Annotated in this window: 18 protein-coding genes; 12 read left to right on the top strand and 6 right to left on the bottom strand. The window is 73.2% G+C overall.

The annotated features are described in order from the left end of the window. Positions 1-133 precede the first annotated feature (133 nt). The 7 genes from ACIO9K_RS37185 (at position 134) to ACIO9K_RS37155 (ending at position 8,811) form a co-directional block, all read left to right on the top strand. Positions 134-547, top strand: coding sequence for a transcriptional repressor (locus ACIO9K_RS37185; protein ID WP_363587051.1), 414 nt, complete (start codon positions 134-136; stop codon positions 545-547). Positions 548-664: 117 nt separating this feature from the next. Beyond that, the gene (locus ACIO9K_RS37180) at positions 665-1,066 is read left to right on the top strand and encodes a GNAT family N-acetyltransferase (protein WP_363625070.1); all 402 of its coding nucleotides are present in this window, start codon (positions 665-667) and stop codon (positions 1,064-1,066) included. 181 nt (positions 1,067-1,247) lie between these two features. Next, positions 1,248-1,793 (top strand): SRPBCC family protein, encoded by a 546-nt coding sequence (locus ACIO9K_RS37175; RefSeq protein ID WP_363625068.1) that lies wholly within the window; start codon positions 1,248-1,250, stop codon positions 1,791-1,793. Positions 1,794-2,021: 228 nt separating this feature from the next. After that, positions 2,022-3,593, top strand: a complete 1,572-nt coding sequence (locus ACIO9K_RS37170) for a class I adenylate-forming enzyme family protein (protein ID WP_363625066.1) — start codon at positions 2,022-2,024, stop codon at positions 3,591-3,593. A gap of 73 nt (positions 3,594-3,666) precedes the next feature. Beyond that, entirely contained in the window at positions 3,667-5,658 is a 1,992-nt protein-coding gene (locus ACIO9K_RS37165; RefSeq protein ID WP_400336311.1) for an FAD/NAD(P)-binding protein, read from the top strand. Further along, on the top strand, positions 5,655-7,169 hold the full coding sequence (locus ACIO9K_RS37160) for an adenylosuccinate lyase family protein (RefSeq protein WP_400336309.1): 1,515 nt from the start codon (positions 5,655-5,657) through the stop codon (positions 7,167-7,169). Before ACIO9K_RS37165 ends, ACIO9K_RS37160 begins: the two co-directional genes overlap by 4 nt. Before the next feature lie 73 nt (positions 7,170-7,242). Further along, on the top strand, positions 7,243-8,811 hold the full coding sequence (locus ACIO9K_RS37155; RefSeq protein ID WP_363625061.1) for a class I adenylate-forming enzyme family protein: 1,569 nt from the start codon (positions 7,243-7,245) through the stop codon (positions 8,809-8,811). Positions 8,812-8,867: 56 nt separating this feature from the next. On the opposite strand, the gene ACIO9K_RS37150 is transcribed toward ACIO9K_RS37155, so the two are convergent. The 5 genes from ACIO9K_RS37150 to ACIO9K_RS37130 form a co-directional block, all read right to left on the bottom strand. Further along, positions 8,868-9,725, bottom strand: coding sequence for an arylamine N-acetyltransferase (locus ACIO9K_RS37150; protein ID WP_400336307.1), 858 nt, complete (start codon positions 9,723-9,725; stop codon positions 8,868-8,870). A 35-nt stretch (positions 9,726-9,760) separates the two neighbouring features. Continuing rightward, positions 9,761-11,740 carry an anthranilate synthase family protein gene (locus ACIO9K_RS37145; RefSeq protein WP_400336305.1) on the bottom strand — a complete coding sequence of 660 codons (1,980 nt, stop codon included), beginning with the start codon at positions 11,738-11,740 and terminating at the stop codon, positions 9,761-9,763. Continuing rightward, positions 11,737-12,366, bottom strand: a complete 630-nt coding sequence (locus ACIO9K_RS37140; protein WP_063346539.1) for an isochorismatase family protein — start codon at positions 12,364-12,366, stop codon at positions 11,737-11,739. The genes ACIO9K_RS37145 and ACIO9K_RS37140 overlap by 4 nt, the downstream gene beginning before the upstream one ends. Before the next feature lie 42 nt (positions 12,367-12,408). Then, a complete protein-coding gene (locus ACIO9K_RS37135) occupies positions 12,409-13,179 on the bottom strand; it encodes a 2,3-dihydro-2,3-dihydroxybenzoate dehydrogenase (RefSeq protein ID WP_363587042.1) in 771 nt (256 codons plus the stop codon). 666 nt (positions 13,180-13,845) lie between these two features. Further along, entirely contained in the window at positions 13,846-14,595 is a 750-nt protein-coding gene (locus ACIO9K_RS37130; RefSeq protein WP_400336303.1) for a 50S ribosomal protein L11 methyltransferase, read from the bottom strand. A gap of 261 nt (positions 14,596-14,856) precedes the next feature. Between ACIO9K_RS37130 and ACIO9K_RS37125 the strand changes: the two genes are divergently transcribed. After that, complete coding sequence (locus ACIO9K_RS37125) at positions 14,857-16,785, top strand: helix-turn-helix domain-containing protein (RefSeq protein WP_363625053.1); 1,929 nt, start codon at positions 14,857-14,859, stop codon at positions 16,783-16,785. 38 nt (positions 16,786-16,823) lie between these two features. Here ACIO9K_RS37125 and ACIO9K_RS37120 read toward each other — a convergent pair whose 3' ends face one another. Beyond that, a complete protein-coding gene (locus ACIO9K_RS37120) occupies positions 16,824-18,053 on the bottom strand; it encodes an IS701 family transposase (protein ID WP_400336301.1) in 1,230 nt (409 codons plus the stop codon). A 273-nt stretch (positions 18,054-18,326) separates the two neighbouring features. Here ACIO9K_RS37120 and ACIO9K_RS37115 point away from each other — a divergent pair, with 273 nt between their 5' ends. From ACIO9K_RS37115 to ACIO9K_RS37100, 4 genes are all read left to right on the top strand, one after another. Next, the gene (locus ACIO9K_RS37115; RefSeq protein WP_363625048.1) at positions 18,327-19,313 is read left to right on the top strand and encodes an NADPH:quinone reductase; all 987 of its coding nucleotides are present in this window, start codon (positions 18,327-18,329) and stop codon (positions 19,311-19,313) included. Positions 19,314-19,447: 134 nt separating this feature from the next. Beyond that, positions 19,448-19,927: an Rrf2 family transcriptional regulator gene (locus tag ACIO9K_RS37110; protein WP_363587036.1), complete on the top strand. Its 480-nt coding sequence runs from the start codon at positions 19,448-19,450 to the stop codon at positions 19,925-19,927. A 78-nt stretch (positions 19,928-20,005) separates the two neighbouring features. Continuing rightward, positions 20,006-21,226: an MFS transporter gene (locus ACIO9K_RS37105; RefSeq protein WP_363625046.1), complete on the top strand. Its 1,221-nt coding sequence runs from the start codon at positions 20,006-20,008 to the stop codon at positions 21,224-21,226. Positions 21,227-21,484: 258 nt separating this feature from the next. Beyond that, on the top strand, positions 21,485-21,734 hold a 250-nt coding region (locus tag ACIO9K_RS37100), incomplete at its 3' end, for a thiamine pyrophosphate-binding protein (RefSeq protein ID WP_363625044.1).

Raw genomic sequence — 21,734 nt, 5'->3', positions numbered from 1 at the left:
CGGAGCCGATCCTACGATGGACTCGATCCACGTCAAGATTGACACCAAACCCATATCCGATCGGGAACCGGAGAGAAGCCGCAATCACTTGGTAAAATCCGGTCCTCCCATTGACCTGAATAGGTGAACCGATATGAGTGACCTGCTGGAGCGACTGCGCGGACGCGGCTGGCGCCTCACCTCCCAGCGGCGTGTCGTGGCGGAGGTCCTGGACGGCGAGCACGTTCACCTCACCGCCGACGAGGTCCACGCCCGAGCCGCCGAACGCCTGCCCGAGATCTCCCGGGCCACCGTCTACAACACCCTCGGCGAACTGGTCACCCTCGGCGAGGTCATCGAGGTCTCCACCGACGGCCGGGCCAAGCGCTACGACCCCAACGCCCACCACCCGCACCAGCACCTCGTCTGCACCCACTGCGGCACCATCCGCGACGTCCACCCCACCGACGACCCCCTCACCGCCCTGCCCACCGACCAGCGCTTCGGCTTCACCGTCACCGACGCCGCCGTCACCTACCGCGGCCTCTGCCCGGCCTGCGCGGGCTGACCACGGGCTGACCACGGGCCCGGACTCACATCCCCGCCCGGACCGAGGACCGGGATTCCCTGCGAAGATCGAGGGATGGAACTGACGATGGTTGACGTCACACCGGGGAGCGCCGCCATGGCGGCCGATGTCGGGCCGCTGATACGGCAGTTGAGGCCGGCCCTGACCGCCGAGGGGTTCGCCGCCTTCGCCGCCGAGGCGCACGCGCAGGGGCTGGCCTTCACCGCCGCGTACGACGGTCGCGGGCGGTGCGTCGGGGTGGCGACCCACCGGGTCCTGGCCACCAGCCGCGGCCGGCTACTGTTCGTCGACGACCTGGTGACCGACCGCGCGGTGCGGTCGGCGGGGGTCGGCGGGCGGCTGATGGCGGAGCTGGAGGAGCGGGCCCGGCGGGCGGGGTGCGCCCGGATCGAGCTCGACTCGGGGGTGACCAACCACGGCGCGCACCGCTTTTATCACGCGGCCCGGATGTCGATCGTCGCCCTGCACTTCGCCCGCGAGATCCGGGCCGGTTCGTAGCGGTTCGAGGGGACGGCCGGTTCGCGGCCCGCGGTGCCGGCCGGTTCGTGGTACGCGATGCCGGTCGGTTCGCGGCCGTTCGCCGCGGCACCGGGGCGGAGTTGACACGGAATCACGGAGTTGACGGACCCGCCGGCCCGCCCTTGACCCCCGCCGGGGCCGGGCTGGGACGATCCCCGGCATGGGCGAAACCATCAACGAGAAGCAGCCGATATTCTCCGCCGACGCCGACATTCGAATTTCCGCGACACCGATCGAGGTCTACGCGGTGATCAGCGACCTGCCGCGCAGCGGCGAATGGAGCCCGGAATGCCTGGGCGGTGAATGGACGGTCGGCGAGCCGGCCGCCGTCGGGTCCGTGTTCCGCGGCGACAACCTCCGCGGCGACGACATCGTCGCCTGGGCGCCGGTGGTCCGCGGCCGGTGGACGACCCAGTCCGAGGTGGTCACCGCGGAGCCGGGCCGGACCTTCCGATGGGCGATACACAACTCGGACGGCCAGAAGCAGGAGAGCATCTGGGGCTTCGACATCGAAGCCGCCGAGGGCGGCGGCAGCCTGCTGACCCACCACTTCCGCATGGACTCGGCCACCCAGGGCATCAAGGGCATCACCGCGGAGATGGACGCGGCCGAGAAGCAGCGCTTCTTCACGGAGTGGGGCGACAAGATCTCCGGCGATCTGGCCGCCACCCTGCAGCGCATCAAGGCCGTCATCGAAGAGGCGTGACGCCGGGCGGTATCCGGCCTTTCCGCGATTCGCCCGGAATTCCCGGGCTCGTACCCGGGCACGCGGCCATTCGGACGCCCGGGCACGCCAATTCACCTCGGACGGTGTCCCTTTCACCGCGGGTGGTGTCCATTCCATTCACGTCAGGCGCCGACGGCGCACAGCCGCGGCCCGGGAGGCGTACAGGTGCTTCTTCAACGTATCGGAAACCGGGGAATTCAGCTCGGGATGCTCTTCGAACGCGCCGCGGCCAGACACGGCGCGAACGTCCTCATTCTCGACCACGACCTCGACGCGGCACCGGAGTTGGGCCGCAGGGCGACTGTCGCCGAGGTGTCGGACCTGGTGGACGACCTGGCGTCCCGGCTCTGGGCGGCGGGCGTGCGGCCGAGCCGGCGGGTGGTGGTGTACAAGGCCGACGGCTTCGACATCACGCTGCTCGCGTGCGCGGCGGCGCGGATCGGGGCGGTCCCGGTCCTGCTGTCGCCGGCTCTGGACGGCGCGACCGTCGCCGAGCTGGTCCGCCGTACCGACCGGCCGTTCCTGGTGACCGACCAGGAGAAGCTGGAGAACGTGCTGCCCGAGACGGTCTTCGACCTCGCCGACCGGGTGGTGCTGACCTCCGGCTCGTACCGGGACGCCGTCGAACTGCGGGCGCTGGCCGGGGTGGAGAGGGTCAGACCCGTCATCATGCCGGCCGACCACCCGACACTGATCACCCACACCTCGGGCACCACCGGGACGCCCAAGCTGGCCGTGCACACCGGGTTCAGCCTGCAGTCCCGCTACCGCCCGCAGGCCTCCGTCATCGCCCCGCTGATCCCGGGCCGGGAGACCATCGCCATCCACGTCTCCTTCGTCCACTCCCGGCTGATCACCGCGCTGGCGATCTCGCTCTACCGCGGCTTCCCGCTGGTCGTGCTGCGCGAGTCGGACCCGAAGCACGTCGGCGACCTGTTCGCGCGGCTGAAGCCGGGCATCCTGGAGGCGCACCCCAACTCCTTCATGGAGTGGGAGGAGTTGGCGCAGGACCCGCGCGGCCCGCTGTCCAACGTCAAGCTGTTCAGCAGCACCTTCGACGCGATCCACCCGCGGACCGTGCACCGGTTGCTGCGCGCCACCCGGCGCCGCTCGCCGCTCTTCGGCCAGTTGTACGGGCAGAGCGAGGTCGGCCCGGCCATCGTCCGCGGCTTCACCCGGCGCCGCACCCTGGACGACGACGGCCGCTGCGTCGGCATGCCGTTCCCCGGGATGACCGACGTCCGGGTCGTCAGCCGGAACGGCAACCCGCCGTCCGCGCGGAACCCGGGCTTCATCGAGGTGCGCAGCGACGGGCGCATCGTCACCTATCTCGGCGAGCAGGACCGCTACGACGCCCAGGTGTCGGCGGACGGCTGGTGGCGGATGGGCGACGTCGGCTACCGCACCAAGTGGGGCTGCGTGCACCTGCTGGACCGCGAGGTCGACCTGATCGAGGGCTTCGGCAGCACCCTCGCGGCCGAGGACACCCTGTTCGGCCAGCTGCCCGGCCTCGCCGAGGTCATCATCATCCCCGGCCCGGACGGCCGGGCCGTGCCGGTGGTGTGCACCAAGGACGACGAACCACTGGACCTGGCGGCCTGGCGGCGCGCCACGGCGTCGCTGCCGCCGATGGCCGAGCCGGTCCACCGGCGGCTGGACGAGCTACCGAGGACCGCCACCACCAAGATCAAGCGCCTGGAGCTCGCCCGCCTGCTGCTCGCCGACGCCCCGCAGGGCACCCGGGCGGACGTGGAAGACGTGGAGGACGTGAAGCCATGAGTGAGCGAAGCCATCTCGTCATCGAGAGGTGCGCGCGGGCGAATGCCCCTGCCGAGCGAAGCGAGGCGGGCGCATGAGCGGAGTGGGCGGCAAGGCGGCACTGGAGGTCTGCGTCATCGGGGCCGGCCCGCGCGGCCTGTCCGTTCTGGAGCGGCTCTGCGCCAACGAGCGCGCGGCGCCCTCGCACGGCTCCATCACGGTGCACATGGTCGACCCGGCCGCGCCCGGCGCCGGCGCCGTCTGGCGCCAGGACCAGTCACGGCACCTGCTGATGAACACCGTCGCCTCGCAGATCACCGTGTACACCGACGACAGCTCCCGGATCGACGGCCCGATCGAGCCCGGTCCGAGCCTGTGGGAGTGGGCGGTGGAGGTCGCCGAGGCCGGCGCCGCCTCCGGGCAGGACGAGGAGTGCGTGGCCGAGGCCCGCGCCCTGCAAGCCGACAGCTACCCCACCCGGGCGTTCTACGGGCGCTACCTGAACGCGAGCTTCCGCCGGGTGGTGGGCGGCGCGCCCGCGCACGTCACCGTCCAGGTGCACCGCTCGCGGGCGGTGGCGATGGCGGACACCCACGGTGTCCCCGGCGGCCCGCAGGGCATCCGCCTGGAGAACGGCAGCCGGCTCAACCACCTGGACGCCATCGTGCTCGCCCAGGGCCACGTCGCGGCCCGGCCGACCCCGCACGAGGAGCGGACGGCGAGCCTGTCCCGGATCCACCACCTCACCTACATCACCCCGGCCAACCCGGCGGACCTCGACCTGAGCGGCATCCTGCCGGGCCAGCACGTACTGTTGCGCGGCCTCGGGCTGAACTTCTTCGACCACATGGCCCTGTTCACGGTCGGCCGGGGCGGCGCCTTCGTCCGCGCGGACGGACGGCTGGTGTACCGGCCGTCGGGCCGGGAGCCGAAACTGTTCGCCAGTTCGCGCCGCGGCATCCCGTACCACGCCCGCGGCGAGAACGAGAAGGGCGCGTACGGCCGTTACTTCCCCCGGTTGCTGACCGCCGAGTACATCGCCGGGCTGCGCGAGCAGTCCGCGGCCGGCGAGCCGGTGCAGTTCCGCACCGACCTGTGGCCGCTGATCGCGCGCGAGGTGGAGAGCGTCTACTACGGCACGTTGCTCGACGCGAAGGGCCGCGGCGCCGAGCGGGAGCCCTTCGTCCAGCGGTACCTGACGGTCGCCCACGGCGGCGGCTTCGCGGCCCTGCTCGACGAGTACGGCATCCCCGAGTCGGAGCGGTGGGACTGGGAGCGGCTCTTCCGCCCCTACGGGGACCGGGAGTTCAGCGGGCCGGAGGACTTCCGCGACTGGCTGCTCGGGTACCTGGCCGAGGACGTCGAGGCGGCCCGCGCCGGCAACCTCAGCGGCCCGCTCAAGGCCGCCCTGGACATCCTGCGCGACCTGCGCAACGAGATCCGCCTCGCGGTGGACCACGGCGGGCTGGAGGGGAACTCGCACCGGGACGACCTGGAGGGCTGGTACACCCCGCTCAACGCCTTCCTGTCGATCGGCCCGCCGGTCTCCCGGATCGAGGAGCTGATCGCCCTGATCGAGGCCGGGGTGGTCGAACTCACCGGCCCGGGCACCGAGATCCGGATCGACACCGAGGCGGCCGCCTACGTGCTCACCTCCCGGGCGGTGCCCCAGCCGCCGGTGCGCGCCACCGTCCTGATCGAGGCCAGGCTGCCCGAACCCGACCTGCGCCGCACCACCGACCCGCTGCTGCAGCACCTGCTGAGCACCGAGCAGGCCACCGCGTACCGGATCCCGGGCACGGGCGGCACCGACTACGAGACCGGCGGCCTGGCCGTCACCAAACGGCCGTACCGGCTGCTGGACACCCGGGGCCGCGCGCACCCGCGGCGCTACGCCTACGGGGTGCCGACCGAGTCGGTGCACTGGGTGACGGCGGCCGGAATCCGGCCCGGCGTGGACTCGGTGACCCTCGGCGACTCGGACGCGATCGCCCGCTCGCTGCTCGCCCTGCCGCCCACCACCCAGCTGCCCTTCGGCGTCCGGCCGGACGCGGCCGTCACCGACCTGACCGGAGTGCTGATATGACCGACCCTGACGAGCCGGCCGCGCCGGACGAACCCGGCGGCCCGCACGACGCGCGCGACCCGCACGACCCGTACGACCCGCACGACCCGCACGACGCGGCCGACATCCTGACCGACGCCGGGCTGCTGTCGCCGGTCCGCGCCGGGACACCGGTCGAGGCCGCCGTCTGCGACCGGGCCTGGCTACAGGCCATGCTGGACGCCGAGGCGGCGCTGGCCCGGGCCCAGGCCGGGCTGGGCACCCTGCCGAAGACCGCCGCCGACACCATCACCCGCCTGGCCCGCGCCGAGCTGCTGGACCTGCGGGCCCTCGCGGTCGAGTCCCGGGAGACCGCCAACCCGGTGGTCGGGCTGGTCCGGGCGCTGACCGGGGTGGTGGCGGCCGAGGACCGGGCCGCCGCCGAGTACGTCCACCGCGGCTCCACCAGCCAGGACGTCCTGGACACCGGCGCGATGCTGGTGGCCGCCCAGGCCCTGCGGATCATCCGCGCCGACCTCGCCCGCACCGCGCGGGCCCTGGCCGTCCTCGCCGAACGGCACCGGGACACCGTCCTCCCCGGCCGCACGCTCGCCCTGCAAGCCGTACCGACCACCTTCGGCCTCAAGGCAGCCGGCTGGCGCCAGCTCGTCCTGGACTCCGAGCAGCGGCTCGGGCAGGTCGCCGAGCACGGTCTGCCGGTCTCCCTCGGCGGCGCCGCCGGCACCCTCGCCGGGTACCTGGAATACGCCCGGATCGACGGCGCGGCCGCGGGCGGGGCGAACGGGGCGGCGCCGGACCCGGGCGACTACCTGGACCGACTGCTCACCGCCTTCGCCGCCGAGACCGGGCTGGCCCGCCCGGTGCTGCCCTGGCACGCGCTGCGCACCCCGATCGCCGACCTCGCGGGCGCGCTGGCCTTCACCGCCGGCGCCCTCGGCAAGATCGCGATCGACGTGCAGTCGCTGACCAGGACGGAGGTCGGCGAGGTGGCCGAGCCCACCGCGGCCGGGCGCGGCAGCTCCTCCGCGATGCCGCACAAGCGCAACCCGGTGCTGGCCACCCTGATCCGCAGTGCCGCGCTGCAGGTGCCGGTGATCGCCGCCGGGCTCACCCAGTGCCTGCTGGCCGAGGACGAGCGCTCGGGGGGCGCCTGGCACGCCGAGTGGCAGCTGCTGCGCGAGGCGCTGCGGCTGACCGGGGGCGCCGCGCACACCGCGGTGGAGCTCGCCGAGGGGCTGGAGGTCAAGCCCGAACGGATGCGCACCAACCTGGAACTGACTGGTAGTCAGATCGTCTCGGAGCGGATCGTCGCCGCCCTGGCGCCCCGGCTCGGCAAGGCGGCGGCCAAGCAGCTGCTCACCGAGGCCTCCGGCGCGGCCGACCGCGACGGTCGGCCGCTGGAGCAGGTGCTCGTCGAACTGCCCGCTCTCGACGGCGTGTTCGGCAGGGCCGAGCTCTCTCGGCTGTGCGATCCGACCACGTACACCGGAGCGGCCGGCCCCCTCGTCGACCGGGCCCTGCGCGAGCCGTGAGGCCGGCCCGGCGTCCGGCGCCCCGACGCCGGACGCCCGAGCGATCCGCGACCAACCGAAGGGGAAGAGGAGCATGTTCCTGCAACGCGTCGGCAATCGAGGCATCCGGCTGGGCACGGTCTGGGACCGCGCGGCCGCCCGTCACCCGGCGAGCCCGGTCTACCTCGACCACGACCTCGACATCGCCCCGGAGCTGGGCCGGCGGGTCACCCTGACCGAACTCGCCGACCTGGTCGACGACTTCGCCGCCCGGCTGTGGGCTTCCCAGGTCCGCCCCGGCTCCCACGTGGTGATCCACAAGTCGGACAGCTTCGACATCTCCCTGCTCGCCTACAGCGTCGCCCGGGTCGGCGGGGTACCGGTGCTGCTGTCCCCGAAGCTGGACGGCGCCACCGTCGCCCGCCTGCTGGGGCGACTGTCCCGGCCGACGCTGCTCACCGACGCGGCGAAGCTGGAGCAGGCACTCCCGTCCGAGGTGTTCGACCTGACCGAGCGGGTGCTGGTGGCCACCGGGGAGTTCCCGGGCGCGACCGCGCTGGCCGGGCTGGCCGGGGTCGAGCGGGTGGCGCCGGTGACCATGCCGCAGGACCGGCCGGCCCTGATTACCCACACCTCGGGCACCACCGGCCTGCCCAAGCTCGCCGTCCAGACCGGCATCACGATCCAGGCCCGCTGCCGCCCGCAGTCGGTGCTGCTCGCCCCGGTCGGGCGGCACGAGCCGATCGCCGTGCACGTCTCCTTCGTCCACTCGCGGATGATCAGCGGGGCCGCGCTGTTCGCGCTGCGCGGCCATCCCATGATCATCCTGCGGGACGACGAGCCGGAGCACGTCGCGAAGCTGTTCGCCCGGATCCCCCCGGGGGTGATCGAGTCCCACCCCAACACCCTGCTGAGCTGGGAGGTCCTGGCGGACCACCCGGCGAAGCCGCTGGCCAAGGTCCGCTGCTTCAGCAACACCTTCGACGCCATCCACCCGCGCACGGTCGACACCCTGCTGGGCGCGTCCGAGCGCAGCCTGCCGTTCTTCGCCCAGACGTACGGGCAGAGCGAGACCGGCGCCATCGCCGCCCGCACCTACACCCGGCACCGCCGCAGCGGCGCCGACGGCCGCTGCGTCGGGCGGACCTTCCCCGGGATGACCGAGGTCCGGGTGGTCAGCCGGGACGGCCGGCCGGTGGCCAAGGACTCCCCCGGCCACATCGAGGTGCGCAGCGGCGGGCAGATCGTCACCTACTTCGGCGAGCGGGAGCGCTTCGAGGGCCAGTTCTCGCGGGACGGCTGGTGGCGGATGGGCGACCTCGGCTACCGCACCCGGTGGGGCTGCCTGCATCTGCTGGACCGCGAGGTCGACGAGATCCCGGGGATCAACAGCACCCTGGACCTGGAGGACAAGCTGTTCACCCGGCTGCCCGAGCTGCTGGAGGTGATCATCGTGCCCGGCGGGGACAGGGCCCCGGTGCCCGTGGTCTGCACCCGGGACGACCAGCCGCTCGACCTCGCCCGCTGGAACCGCGCGGTGGCCGGCCTGCCCACGCTGGCCCCGCCGGTGCAGCGTCGGCTGGACGAACTGCCGCACACCGCCACGACCAAGGTGAAGCGGCTGGAGCTGGCCAGGGAGCTGGCCGCGGCCGAGGAGGCCTGAGCCGAGGAAGGCGTCGGCCCCGGCGGTGTCGTGAGACCCGCCGGGGCCGACGCGTGTCAGGAGGAGCCGATGGCCGGCAGGCTTCGCAGGACGGACCGCAGGTCCCCGGGCCCGAGCCGGACACCGAAGTCCTCCGCGAGGACGGCGGCGTACCGCTCGTCGGTGAGGTCCGCGGCCTCCGTCGTGCCGTCGGCGCGGCCGACGACCAGCCGCCGGCCGTCGAGGGAGAGCCGGCGCTGCGACGTGATCTTGGACAGGTAGGCCCGGCCGGTGAACGGGGAGCGCTCGTGGGTGGAGGTGTAGTGGTTCATCACCACGCAGTCGACCTGGTGCAGCGGCAGGCCCGTCTCGAACCGGTAGAGCGGCAACCAGCCGTCGGGGCGAAGGAGTTCGAGCACCCAGCAGTCCGGCTCCGAGCCGACCCGGCGGAGCCGGTGAGTCCAGCCGTCGGGCTCGGCCAGGGCGCCGTCGGCCAGCGGCAGCGGCTCCAGCGGCCCCTTGTCGCCGAAGCCGACGTCGGCGAGGAAACGCGTCCGGCCGACCGTCACCAGCAGCACCAGGTGGGTGCGTGGCAGCGGTCGGCCGGCGTTCAGCAGGGCTCGGGCGGCGAGCCTGGTGACCTGGAAGCCCAGGCGTTCCAGCACCGCGGCGAAGAGCAGGTTCTGTTCGAAGCAGTAGCCGCCGCGGCCGCCGGCGACCAGCTTGGCCTGGACGCGGTCCAGGTCGAGCGGGACGCCGCGGCCGAGCGGGATGTCGAGGTTCTCGAACGGGAGGGCCAGCAGGTGGGCGCGGTGCAGCCGGCGCAGCGTCCCGGGTTCGGGGGGCAGCGGACCGGAAACACCGGTGCGGGCCAGGTAGGCCCCGACGTCGAGCAGTTCCGCTCCCCATTCGCCGGTGGCGCGGTCATCGCCCATCCTGTCGGCCCCTCTCCCGTGCGGTCTCCCGGAGACTACCCGGCAAGGATCGCTCCGGCACGGAGGACCTCGGCGATCAGGCCGCCGACGATCCGGGGGCCGTCCTGGGTGAGCACCGACTCGGCGTGGAACTGCATGGACGCGAAGTGCGGGCCGCGCAGGGCGTGCACCTCACCGGTCTCCCGGTCACGGACGGCCTCGATGGTGCCGACGCCGTCCACGTCGACCGTGTCGTGCGGGCTGACGGCGGCGAAGGTGTTGTAGAAGCCCACCCGCTCGCGAGCGCCGAACAGGTCGATCTCGCGTTGGACGCCCTGGTTGGGGACGTCCCGGCGGCGCAGCGGCAGGCCGAGCAGGGTGGACAGCACCTGGTGACTGAGGCAGACCGCGACGAACGGGCGCCGCCGGGCGAGCAACTCGGCCACGGTGGCGCGCAGACTGGCGATCTTGGGATGGTCGGCCTGCCGCGGGTCGCCCGGCCCCGGGCCCATCACGACCAGGTCGAAGCCGTCGAAGGCGTAGTGCTCGTCGAACCGACGGATCGTCACCTCAAGCCCGAGTGACTGGAGTTGGTGGCCGATCATGGCGGTGAAGGTGTCCTCGGCGTCGATCACGAGCACCCGGCGCCCGGCGAATTCGGCGAGTCGCCGGCCGCGGTCCGCGTCCTCGGCCAGCCAGAAGTCCGAGATGACGGTGTTGCGCCGCTCCAGCGCGGCCCGTACCCGGGGGTGACCGGCGAAGGTGCGCGGGCCTCCGGCTTCCAGCGCGGCCAGCAGCCCGGCCGCCTTGGCCCTGGTCTCGGCGACCTCGGAGGCCGGGTCGGAGTGGCGCACCAGGGTGGCGCCGACCCCGATCCGGATCCGGCCGGCGGTGTCGATGTCGGCGGTGCGGATCAGGATCGCGGAGTCCATCGTGCGCCCGCCGCGCTCGTCCCGGCCGATCAGCGCGGCCACGCCGCTGTAGTAGCCGCGCCCGGCGGTCTCGTGACGGCGGATGACCCGGGCGGCGCTCTCCAGCGGGCTGCCGGTGACGGTCGGGGCGAACATCGTCTCGCGGAGGATCTCGCGCGGGTCGCGGTCGGTTCGGCCCTCGATGAGGTACTCGGTGTGCGCGAGCCGGGCCATCTCCTTGAGGTACGGGCCGACCACCCGGCCGCCGCCCTCGCAGATCCGGGCCATCATCTTGAGCTCCTCGTCGACCACCATGTAGAGCTCGTCGGCCTCCTTGCGGTCGGCGAGGAAGTCCATCACGCCGGCCAGGGTGGGGCCGGAGGGCGGGTAGCGGTAGGTACCGCTGATCGGGTTCATCACGGCGACGCCGTCGGCCAGGCTGATGTGCCGCTCGGGGCTGGCGCCGACGAAGGTCCGCTCCCCGGTGTGCACGACGAAGATCCAGTAGGCGCCCGCCTCGCGCTCGGTCAGCCGGCGGAAGAAGGCCAGCGCGGCGTGCAGGGTGTAGTCGCTGATCTCGGCCAGGAAGGTGCGGCGGACGACGAAGTTGGCGCCGACGCCCTGCCCGATCTCCTCGGCGACCACCCGGCGGACGATGTCGGCGTACTCCTCGTCGCCGAGGTCGAAGCGGGCGCCGGTCAGCTCGGTGGGCCGGTCCGGGATCAGCGCCAGCGCTTCGCCGAGGTCGACGGTGGCGTGCTCGGTCACCGTCATGGCGAGCAGCGGGGCACCGTCGTCCCGGGCCTCGAAGCCGCGCTCGGCGATCTGCCGGTACGGGACCAGGACCAGGACCTCCGGGCCCGGGCGGCCGGGCTCGGGGCCCAGCGGGACACCGTCCAGCGTGTCCGCGGTGGCGACCTCGCCGAACAGGACGTCCAGCGTGCCCGGGCCGGTGGTCTCGGGCCGGTGCAGGAGGGCGAAGGCGGGCGGCCGTTCCGCGAGCACCCGGCGCAGCAGCTCCTCGGTCGTCCGGCCCGTCGTCCGCCCGCTCGCCCGGCCCGTCGTCCGCTCGCTCGCCCGGCCCGTCGTCCGCTCGCTCGCCCGGTCCGTCGTCCGGTCGGTCATGCGAAGGTCTCCTTGGCGGTGATCAGCATCGCGCAGCGCGCGGCGGCGTACTCCAGGGCGAGCCGGTGGTGGGCGGCGGAGAAGTCCGCGACGGCGTCGGCGACCAGGAACGGCCGGATGTCGTTGGTGAAGGCGTCGACGGCCGTCATCAGTACGCCCACGTGGGCGTACACGCCGCACAGGATCAGCTGGTCGCGGCCCTCCTCGCGCATCCGCTGGAGCAGGTCGGAGCGGAAGAAGGCGCTGTAGCGCCACTTGGTGAGCAGCCAGTCGCCGGGGGCCGGGGCGAGCGACTCGACGACCTCGCGGTCGACCGGGTCCATCCGCATCCCGGGGCCCCAGAAGTCCAGCAACAGCCCGCGCTGTTCGGTGGTCATGCCGCCCGGCTGGGCGGTGTAGGCGACCGGCACGCCGAGCTCGGCGGCCTGGCGGCGCAGCAGGGCGGCGTTGTGCAGCAGCTCCCGGCCGGGTGCCTCGTCCGCCGGGAAGGGGCGCAGGAAGTAGCGCTGCATGTCGTGCACGAGCAGCACCGCGCGGTCCGGGCGGACGGTCCACGACACGGTGTTGTCGGGCAGCTCGCCCGCGGTCGGCATCGGATAGGGCTCGATGGTCGGAATGCCTGCCATGCGGTGGACTCTCCTGGGGGAATGGTGAGTTGGGCGAGCCGGTCAGGCGCCGAGGCCGGCGCCGCCGTCGACGGTGAGGTCGTGCAGGGTGATGTGGCCGGCCGCGTCGGAGAGCAGGAAGAGCACGGCGGCGGCGATGTCGGCAGGGCTGGCCAGCTTGTTGAGCGGGATGCCGACCCGGAAAGCGTCCGCGCGACCGTGCAGGGTGCCCTGCGGGCCGGACTCGTCGTGCCACATCGAGGTGAGCATCGGGGTGTCGGTGGATCCGGGGGCGACGAGGTTGCAGCGGATGCCGTACCTGGCGACCTCCAGGCCGAGGCTCTTGGTGAACATCGTCGCGGCGGCCTTGGAAGCGGCGTAGGCGGCCATCTCGGTGCGCGGGGTGCGGGCGGCGTTGGAGGCGACGGTGACGATGGCGCCGCGCCCGCGCGGGATCATCCGGTCGACCACCGCGCGGGACACGTGGAAGACGCCGTTGACGTTGACCGCGAAGGTGGCCGTCCAGTCCTCGACGGAGAAGTCCCGGACCTCGCCGAGGCGCAGCACCCCGGCGGCGTTCACCAGTTGGTCCACCGGCCCGAGTTCGCGCTCCACCCGGTCGACGAGCAGGTCGACGGCGCGGTGGTCGCTGACGTCCACCGGGTAGGCCTCGGCCCGCAGGCCCTCCTCGGCGAGGGCGGCCACGGTCTTGCGCAGGCCCTCCTCGTCGCGGTCCGCCGCGGCCACCGCGGTGCCCTGTTCGGCCAGGGCGCGGACCACGGCCGCGCCGATGCCGCCTGCTGCCCCGGTGACCAGGGCGATCGTGTTCGTCACTGCCGGACCTCCCTCGGGGCCGACGCGTGGCCGGCCCGTTGCTCTCTCGGTTGCTCTCGGTCGCTCTCGGTGTGGTGGTGCGTGGCGCCGTTCCGGGCGCGGCGGGTCAGCCCTCCCAGGCGGAGACCACGGTGATGGCCTGGCCGGGGTTGGGCCGGGGATCGCAGAAGCTGGTGTACTTGTCGCCGACGTGCGCCGGCTCGGCGGCGCGCACGGAAGGGCGTCGTGGCGAGGCTGTGGATGGCACGGGTCAGGGAGGGGCGGCCGGCCCGCGGGCCGGGTCCCGGTCCGGCAGCGGTCCGCCGGCCGCCGAACGGCTGAGGCTCTTCCAGATCTTGTGGCGTGCCACCAGGTGTCGCCAACGCCCGCCCCCGCACTTCGTCAGGTGGCGGATACTCCATCAGGTGGCGGCACACTCCGTCAGATGTCGCCCCGGCGCGACGGAGAACGGTGACGGCGGACCCTCGACGAGGTCAGTCCCGAGGTGGCGGACCGGCGAGATCCGGCCATGGAACGGCTCGGGCGCGCGCCCCGTCCGGACGCCGTACAGCACGGCCGGACTCCGGTGGCCCGCGCATCCCCCGGGGGTGGGCGGACCACCGTGCGCCGGCACCTCGTGGCATGTGCCGAAGTCGGCGTGGCAGATCGGGCCGCCGGGCCCGGACGTCAGAAGCCGGTACCAGGTGCCGTCTCGCCGCCGGACCGGCCGCGCGCCACGGTCACCTCGATCAACATGTGCGCGACCTCCTCCTCGCCCTCCGGGAAGACGCCGCTGCGCACCACCCGCAGGGTGCGCCCGCACTCCTCGGCGATCCGGCGGAGCGCCGTCAGGTCGCCGCGCTCGCTGAAGTGCAGCAGCACCGAGCCGCCCGGAGCCAGCCGGCCCGGAGCCTCGACGAGGAAGCGGCGGTGGGCGGCGTAGCCCGGGTCGACGTAGCCGCGCTCGTGCATCGTCCGGTAGCGGTAGTCCTCCGGCGCGAGCACGTAGTTGGAGTGCCAGAAGACGGTGTCGAAGCGCTCCTCGGGCGCGAGCGCGGCGAACAGGTCGCTGTGCACGCCGTGGACGCGGTCGGCGACGCCGTGCCGGTGGGCGTTCAGCTCGGTGTTGCGGACGGCGGCCTCGTTGATGTCGCCGGCCACCACCCGTGCATGCCCGGCCAGTGCTGCGGCCACCGCGATGACGCCGGTGCCGCAGCCGATCTCCAGCAGCGAGCCGGAGCGCCCGGCGGCCCGCGGGTCGTCCAGACCGAGCAGGCGCATGGAGATCTCGCTGGTGGGCGAGTAGACCGGGGCGAAAATCCCTGGCAGCAGGTCCCATTCACGGCCGCAGAGCCGGAAGGTCGCGGGCCGGTGCGGGTGCTCCAGCGCGACCCTGCTCCGTTCCAGCGAACGGCGGTAGTCCTGTAGCGCCTTCATGCCGTCCGCCCGTGCCCCCCACCGCGCCAGCTGGGCGTTGCCGCCCGGACCACCTCCCCGGTGGCCACCACGTCATCCTCCTCAACCGGCGCGGTCGGCGGGAAGGTGACCCGGCAACACATCGGGGCCACTCGGCGGTGCCCCCTCCACCGTCCAAACCGTGGAATCATCCGAGCCCCACCCAAAGTGACATGATAAACACTTTGCATTACCTGGCATGTGCCAGGCAAAAAGGCTGATGTGCACGGGTGGGGGTAGGGCATGGCCCAACAGGGGGTCCGTAAGCGGCCTGACGCGCTGACGGTACTGACCTTGCTGGTGGCGGAGGCACCACCGGCGCGCATCGAGTCACTGCTTGCCGAGGCCGCCCGCGGCGGCGCCCGCGAGGCCGAGACGGCCGCACTGGAGCGGGCCGTCCGGCTCGGACTGGACATCTGCGCCCAGCGCCGCGGGCGCCAGCAACGCGAGGCGGGCCTGTCCGCGCTGCTCGACACCGCCCGGGACCTCCTCGTCCCCGACACCCTCGACGGGGTGCTCAAGGTCGTCACCCGGCGCTCGCGCCTGCTCCTCGGCTCGGACATGGCGTACGTCAGCTTCCCCGGACCGGAGGACGGCCTGTCCTACATCCGGGCGTCGGACGGCCACACCTCCACGCTCAACGTCGGCCTCCAGCTGACCGGCGGCTCCGGACTCGGCCACGCCGCCGTCGCCAACCTCGCGCCGGTCTGGACCCCGGACTACCTCGACGACGACCGGATCCAGCACAGCACCGACATCGACGAGGTGGTCCGGGCCGAGGCGCTGCGCGCGATCATGGCCGTCCCGCTGAGCTACGGCCCGCACCCCTTCGGCGCGCTCTACGTCGCCGACCGCAACGTGCGGCACTACACCCCGGAGGAGATCTCCACCACGAACCTGCTCGGCGAGCTCGCCGGCCTGGCCGTCCAGCGCGCCCTCGTCCTCGACGACGCCAAGGCCACCGCGCAGACCCTGCGCGAGGAGCACGGACGCACCACCGAGTCGCTGCGGGAGCTCAGCGAGCACCGGCGCATCCATCACGAGCTGATCGAACGGGCGCTGACCGACTGCGAACTCCACGGTCTCGCCGAAGCCGTGAGCCGGAACCTCGGTGGCGCGCTGCGGATCCACGCGGCGGACGGCACCGTCCTGACCACCACCGGCCGGATGCCCGAGACCGGACCCGCCGCCGCGGAGGTGCACGCCGCCAAACGCCCGGTCCACACCGCGGACGGCCTCTGGGCGGCCCCGGTCACCGCCGGAGGCGAGGTACTCGGCACCCTGGTGTTCCGCCCCGAGGACCTCCCCGCGACCGGCATCGACGAACTGCTGCACCTGGCCGCCCAGGCGGTGGCGGTGCAACTGCTGCGCACCGGCGACACCACCGTCGTGCAGGGCCGCGCCCACGGCGAGCTGATGGAGGACCTGCTCACCAGCGCCCAGCGCCCGCCGCAGCAGTTGGAGGAGCGCGCCCGCCGGCTCGGCATCAACCTGGCCACGCCGCACGTGGTGGTGGTCGTCCGCCCCGAGGCCCGAGCGGTCGGCCGGGCCTGCGCCCTGGCCACGGGCCTGGCCCAGCGACTGAACGGGCTGCGGGTCGGGCACGGCGGCAACGCCGTGCTGCTGCTGCCCGGCACCGACGCCGGCACGACGGCCCGGGCCGTCCTGAACGAACTCGCCCCGCTGCTCAGCGAACCGGTCACAGTGGCGGCGGCCGGGCCGGTCGCGGACGCCGCCTCGGTCTACCACTGCCACCAGGAGGCACTGCGCTGCCTGGAGGCGATGATCGCCCTCGACGCCACCGGCCGCTCGGCCTCCCCCCGGGAGCTGGGCTTCCTCGGTGTCCTGCTCGCCGACAACCGGGACGTCCGTTCCTTCGTCGACTCGGTCATCGGTCCGGTGCTCGAGTACGACCGGCAGCGGTTCACCGACCTCGGCCGCACCCTGGACGCCTACTTCGAGACCGGAGCCAGCCCCACCCGGGCCGCCCAGAAACTGCACGTCCACCCGAACACCGTCGCCCGCCGCCTGGAACGCGTCGCGGAACTGCTCGGCCCCGACTGGCAGGACCCCGGCCAAGCGCTCGAAGTCCAGCTCGCCCTACGGCTCTCGCGCGTCCGCGACCTCCTCGTCAAGGACGGCCCGTCGGCGGGAGTCGACCAAGGGACCTAGTGACTGTCGGGGCGCGGGCGTGATCCGGAAGAGTGCCCCTAGCTCACGCGGCGGAGCGAGCGGCCGCCGGTGTGGGAGAGGGCCACGACCGCGTGTGCGGCCGAGGCGAGGGTGACATGGCGGTGCCAGCCGTTGAAGGAACGGCCGGTGTAGTCGCGGATGCCGGTGCGGTCCGCGATCTCGTCGAAGTCCCGCTCGACCCGGCCGATCCGCAGGCTCAGCCGGAACAGCTGGGCCGGCGTGGCGTCCGGGACGTCGGCCAGCCACAGCTCCTGCGGCCAGCGCCGGCCGGAGCTGCCCGCGCCGAGCAGCAGCAGGTCACGGTCCGGGCCGTCCGGCCTGCGGTTCACTCCCGGGGAGCGGGCCGCCCCGGTCACCGTCCGCACCCGGACGGCACCGACCAGCGCGGTGCGCAGCCCGGCGTCCTGGCCGTGGTCGGTCCAGGTCACCATCCGCCTGCGGTCCCGGCACGCCCCGATGATCCGGTGGGCCGGCATCGCCTCCGCGCCGTGCCCGGCCCCCTCGGCCGGGCGGAGCGGCAGCGTGCTGTTGATCCGCACGAGGAACGGCACCCCCGCCGCGCGCAGCCGCCGCAGCGCCTTCATCCCGTCCAGCTCCCGGACGTCCATCACCACCGGCAGCGTGGGCAGCCGCCAGTCCGAGGTCAGCTCCAGCACCGCCTCGACCGAGCAGTCGCCCAGCGTCCGGGTGTCCACACTCGCCGGGATGGACGCCTGGCTGCGCCGCGGCACGTCGTCCAGCCACGCCCGGGACAGGTGCAGCCGCCAGTTCACCGGCATGCTCACCTCCTCGGACGCCGCCCAGACGCCCACCGCCTGCTGCGCGTTGAGCACCTGGCCGAGCGAGGAGATGAACCGGCGATCCACGCCCACCGAGTGCTCCCCGGCCTTCGGGATGACCGTCTGCTGCACCACCCAGGCCTGCGGCGGCGCGACGGACGTCACGTAGTGCGCCAGCGCGGCGCGCACCGGGTCCCACTCCCAGGTGGAGCTGCTGATGAAGTGGTGCAGGTTCTGCTCCGTGGCCTGCCCGCCGATCAGCCGCGCGATGTTGCGCACCGACTTGCGGCCCTCCGCGCCCAGCAGTCCGCGCAGGTACTCCACACCCTTGCGGCGCTGGTCCGCCCGGGGCAGCGACGCGAACAGCGCCGGGCACAGCTCCGAGAGGACGATGTCGTGGGAACTGCCGACGCCCGGCGTGCGCCCGGGTGTTCGCGTGTCCCTGATGTGCAGGGCGAAGTCGCTCATCGAGATCCCCAACCTCTACATGGCAGACGCATCTTCAGATGGGTCGACGGTATGCAGAGGGCTCAGGCCGGGCCCAGGTGCACCGGGCACACGGCTGCACGCGCGGCCTATGGCCGGACCACCGGACAGAGCGCGCGAGCAGGCGCGATCGCCCCCGGAGCCGCCCGGTGGGGTGTGCCGGGGCCATCAGGGGCGGGCCGACCGCGCGCGAGTTGACGAACAAACGGCTTCCGTGCGGCACCCCGGCGTTGACCGGTGGAAGACTCTCCGAGCATGCGAGCAGCCTTCATCGAGGCCCTCGGGCCGCCCGAGAACATCCGCTACGGCGAACTTCCCTCCCTCCGTCCTGGGCCGACCGACATCCTGGTCGACGTCACGGCCACCACCGTCAACCCGGTGGACACCTTCGTCCGCTCCGGCCTCTTCCGCACCCCGGTCGCGTTCCCGTTCGTGATCGGCCGCGACCTGGTCGGCACCGTCGCCGCGGCCGGGCCGGCCGCCCCCGGCTTCGCCGTCGGCGACCGGGTGTGGACCAACAGCCTCGGCCACGGCGGGCGCCAGGGCGCCGCCTCCGAGCAGGTCGTCGTCCCCGCCGACCGCCTCTACCACCTCCCTGAGGGCGTCCTCCCCGAGGAGGCCGTCGCCGTCGTCCATCCGGCCGCGACCGCCTACCTCGGCCTGTTCACGCACGGCCGCCTGCGGGCCGGTGAGACCGTCCTGGTGGCCGGCGCGGCCGGGAACGTCGGCTCCGCGCTGGTCACCCTCGCCGTCGACGCCGGGGCCCGGGTCGTCGCCACCGCCTCCGCCCGGGACCTGGAACAGTGCCTCGCGCTGGGTGCGGCCGAGGCCCTGGACTACCGCGATCCGGACCTCGCCGAACGGCTCGCCCAGGCCTGCCCCGGTGGCGTCGACCTCCACCTCGACACGTCCGGGGAGAACGACCTGGCCACCGCCGTCGACCTGCTCGCCCCGCGCGGACGGATCGTCCTGCTGGCCGGCGCCCGCTCGCGGCCGGTCCTCCCGGTCGGGCCGCTCTACATGAAGGACTGCTCGATCGCCGGCTTCGTGATCTCGCATGCGACCAGCACCGAACTGGCCGAGGCCGCCGTCGGCATCAACCGCCTGCTCGCGGCCGGACGGCTGCGCCCCCTGGTGGTCGAGACCCTTCCGCTGAGCGCCGCCGCCGAGGTCCACGGCCGAATGGAACGCGGCGAGCTGCACGGCAGACGGGTGGTCCTCAGGCCCGATTCGCGGGCCTGACCGGTCGGCTGCTCACCGTTGTACCGGAGGTCCGGCAGGGCCGCAACGCCCTCGCCGGGCCGCGACTTGACATATTCCGGACCTCCGGCGCGCCCGGCCTGCGTCGCAGAACCTGGACGTGTATTGTCCTGGTTATGCGAATGGGTGAAGGAGTCGAGTGGGGCCTGCACTGCTGCCTCACCCTGGCATGGCTCGACAGTGAGCAACCGGTTCCGACGGCACGGCTGGCGGCCTGGTTCGACCTGCCGCCGGCCTACCTGACCAAGCGCCTACAGGCACTGGTCCGGGCCGGCATCCTGAGCTCGACACCGGGCTCCAAGGGCGGCTTCCGGCTGGGCCGACGGCCGGAGAAGATCACCCTGATGGACGTGGTCGCCGCCATCGAGGGCCCCGACGACGTGTTCCGCTGCACCGAGATCCGCCAGCGCGCGGACGGCGGTGGCGCCATCGCACGGGAGTTCCGACAGCCGTGCGGGATCGCCACCGCGATGCGCAAGGCCGAACTGGCCTGGCGCCGCGAACTCGCCGGGCAGACGGTGGCCGACCTCATGGCCGCCGCGCCGGGCGGGGCCGCCGACCGCACCCGACGCCACTACGCCCGCATGACCGGCTGACCGCACCGCCCGACGGTCCGACCGCCTCACCGCGCGGCGACACCACAGCACGCGCACCGACCCGCAAGGAGAATCTGGATGTCCAGTGTCTCGATTCCGGCCGACCGGAAAGCTCCGGCCGAACCCGGCTCACCACCCCAGGGCGGCCTGTCCTCCACCCTCGTCCTCGCCTTAGGGACGTTCGCCGTCGGCACGGACGCCTTCGTCGTGGCCGGCTTCCTCCCCTCCATGGCCCAGGACCTGCACGTCTCCCCGGCCACGGCCGGCCAGTCGATCACCGTCTTCGCCGCCGCCTACGCCGTCCTCTCCCCCGTCCTGGCCACCCTCCTCGCCCGGCTTCCCCGCCGAACCCTGCTGATCACCGCACTGTTCACGCTCGGCATCGCCAACCTCGGCTCGGCACTGGCCCCCAACATGGCCGTGCTGATCATCAGCCGCATCATCGCCGCCGCCGGCGCCGCCGCCTACACCCCCAACGCCGGAGCCGTCAGCGCCTCCCTCGTCCGCCCCGAACTGCGGGCCCGAGCCCTCGCCGTGGTCATCGGCGGCCTCACCATCGCCACCGCTCTCGGCGTGCCGCTCGGCAACGCCGCCAGCCACTGGCTGGGCTGGCGCACCGCCCTCGGCCTCGTCGCCGGGCTCTGCCTGCTCGTCGCCGTGATACTGCGCCTGATCATGCCGTGGCTCCCCGGCAACGTCCGGGTGCCGCTACGCACCCGCCTCGCCGTCCTGCGACGGCCGGCCGTCCTCGCCGTCCTGCCGCTCACCGTCCTCGGCATGGGCGCCAGCTACACCGCGTACGCCTACAGCGTGCCCATGCTGGAAGCCGTCAAGGTGCCCGAGAGTTCCATCCTGTGGATGCTCTTCCTGTACGGCCTCGGCGCCGTCATCGGCAACCTCGCCGCGGGCTACACCACCGACCGCTGGGGCTCCACCAAGGTCCTGATCGTCGGCTACACCGCCATGGTCGTCGCCCTCGGGTCCCTCGCCTGGCTCGCCGCCTCCGACTCCGACCTCAAGCCCGTCGTCGGCCTGCTGGTCCTCCTCTGGGGCGCCAGCAGTTGGTGCCAGACACCCCCGCAGCAGCACCGCCTGATCGAGGTCGCCCCCCAGGAGGCCCCGCTGGTGGTCTCCCTCAACTCCTCCTCCATCTACCTCGGAATCGGCCTCGGCACCATCGTCGGCGGTGCCACCCTCGGCGCCGGCGCCGCGACCGTGTACGGCCTCGGCGCGGCCATCGCCGCCATCGCCCTGGTCTTCCTGCTCTTCACCCACCACTCGCCCACGAACAAGGGCTGAGACGCGAGACACTCCTTGCGGGCCGGGCAACTCCCTTCCGGCCACCGCTTCCTGACGGCACGGCGTCGCACCGAGCGCTGAAACACCCCTCAGCACGCGACGACCGACGACCGGCGCGGAGACAGACCCTGCTGCCCCGGTTTCCCCGACACGTCCCTGGCCGCCCAACGGCGCCGCGCACCGCAGCGGCCCCGGCCACGGACACCACCCGGCACTCCCCGCCGGACCACCACGTCGACGAAACCGAGAGATTGCCAGATGACCCAGTTGAGCGAGTCCCCCGTGACCACCCACAGCACCGAGACCACCGAATCGACCCCCGCGCCGTTCACCCCCGACGCCCGGACCGGGCTCGTGGAGTCCGGGACGACCGGCGCCCAGGCATTGATCCGTTCACTCGAAGAGATCGGAGTGGACACCGTCTTCGGCATCCCGGGCGGGGCCATCCTTCCCGCGTACGACCCGCTGATGGACTCGGCCAAGGTGCGCCACATCCTGGTCCGGCACG

This window comes from Kitasatospora sp. NPDC087271 (genome assembly GCF_044744605.1).
Taxonomy (GTDB): domain Bacteria; phylum Actinomycetota; class Actinomycetes; order Streptomycetales; family Streptomycetaceae; genus Kitasatospora.
Note: the sequence above shows the minus strand (reverse complement) of the source record. Positions and strands in the feature narration are given on the sequence as shown.

Coding starts and splice junctions, on each gene's coding strand:
- ACIO9K_RS37185 (WP_363587051.1), top strand. CDS start 134: ATGAGTGACCTGCTGGAGCGACTGCGCGGACGCGGCTGGCGCCTCACC.
- ACIO9K_RS37180 (WP_363625070.1), top strand. CDS start 665: ATGGCGGCCGATGTCGGGCCGCTGATACGGCAGTTGAGGCCGGCCCTG.
- ACIO9K_RS37175 (WP_363625068.1), top strand. CDS start 1,248: ATGGGCGAAACCATCAACGAGAAGCAGCCGATATTCTCCGCCGACGCC.
- ACIO9K_RS37170 (WP_363625066.1), top strand. CDS start 2,022: ATGCTCTTCGAACGCGCCGCGGCCAGACACGGCGCGAACGTCCTCATT.
- ACIO9K_RS37165 (WP_400336311.1), top strand. CDS start 3,667: ATGAGCGGAGTGGGCGGCAAGGCGGCACTGGAGGTCTGCGTCATCGGG.
- ACIO9K_RS37160 (WP_400336309.1), top strand. CDS start 5,655: ATGACCGACCCTGACGAGCCGGCCGCGCCGGACGAACCCGGCGGCCCG.
- ACIO9K_RS37155 (WP_363625061.1), top strand. CDS start 7,243: ATGTTCCTGCAACGCGTCGGCAATCGAGGCATCCGGCTGGGCACGGTC.
- ACIO9K_RS37150 (WP_400336307.1), bottom strand. CDS start 9,725: ATGGGCGATGACCGCGCCACCGGCGAATGGGGAGCGGAACTGCTCGAC.
- ACIO9K_RS37145 (WP_400336305.1), bottom strand. CDS start 11,740: ATGACCGACCGGACGACGGACCGGGCGAGCGAGCGGACGACGGGCCGG.
- ACIO9K_RS37140 (WP_063346539.1), bottom strand. CDS start 12,366: ATGGCAGGCATTCCGACCATCGAGCCCTATCCGATGCCGACCGCGGGC.
- ACIO9K_RS37130 (WP_400336303.1), bottom strand. CDS start 14,595: ATGAAGGCGCTACAGGACTACCGCCGTTCGCTGGAACGGAGCAGGGTC.
- ACIO9K_RS37125 (WP_363625053.1), top strand. CDS start 14,857: ATGGCCCAACAGGGGGTCCGTAAGCGGCCTGACGCGCTGACGGTACTG.
- ACIO9K_RS37120 (WP_400336301.1), bottom strand. CDS start 18,053: ATGAGCGACTTCGCCCTGCACATCAGGGACACGCGAACACCCGGGCGC.
- ACIO9K_RS37115 (WP_363625048.1), top strand. CDS start 18,327: ATGCGAGCAGCCTTCATCGAGGCCCTCGGGCCGCCCGAGAACATCCGC.
- ACIO9K_RS37110 (WP_363587036.1), top strand. CDS start 19,448: ATGCGAATGGGTGAAGGAGTCGAGTGGGGCCTGCACTGCTGCCTCACC.
- ACIO9K_RS37105 (WP_363625046.1), top strand. CDS start 20,006: ATGTCCAGTGTCTCGATTCCGGCCGACCGGAAAGCTCCGGCCGAACCC.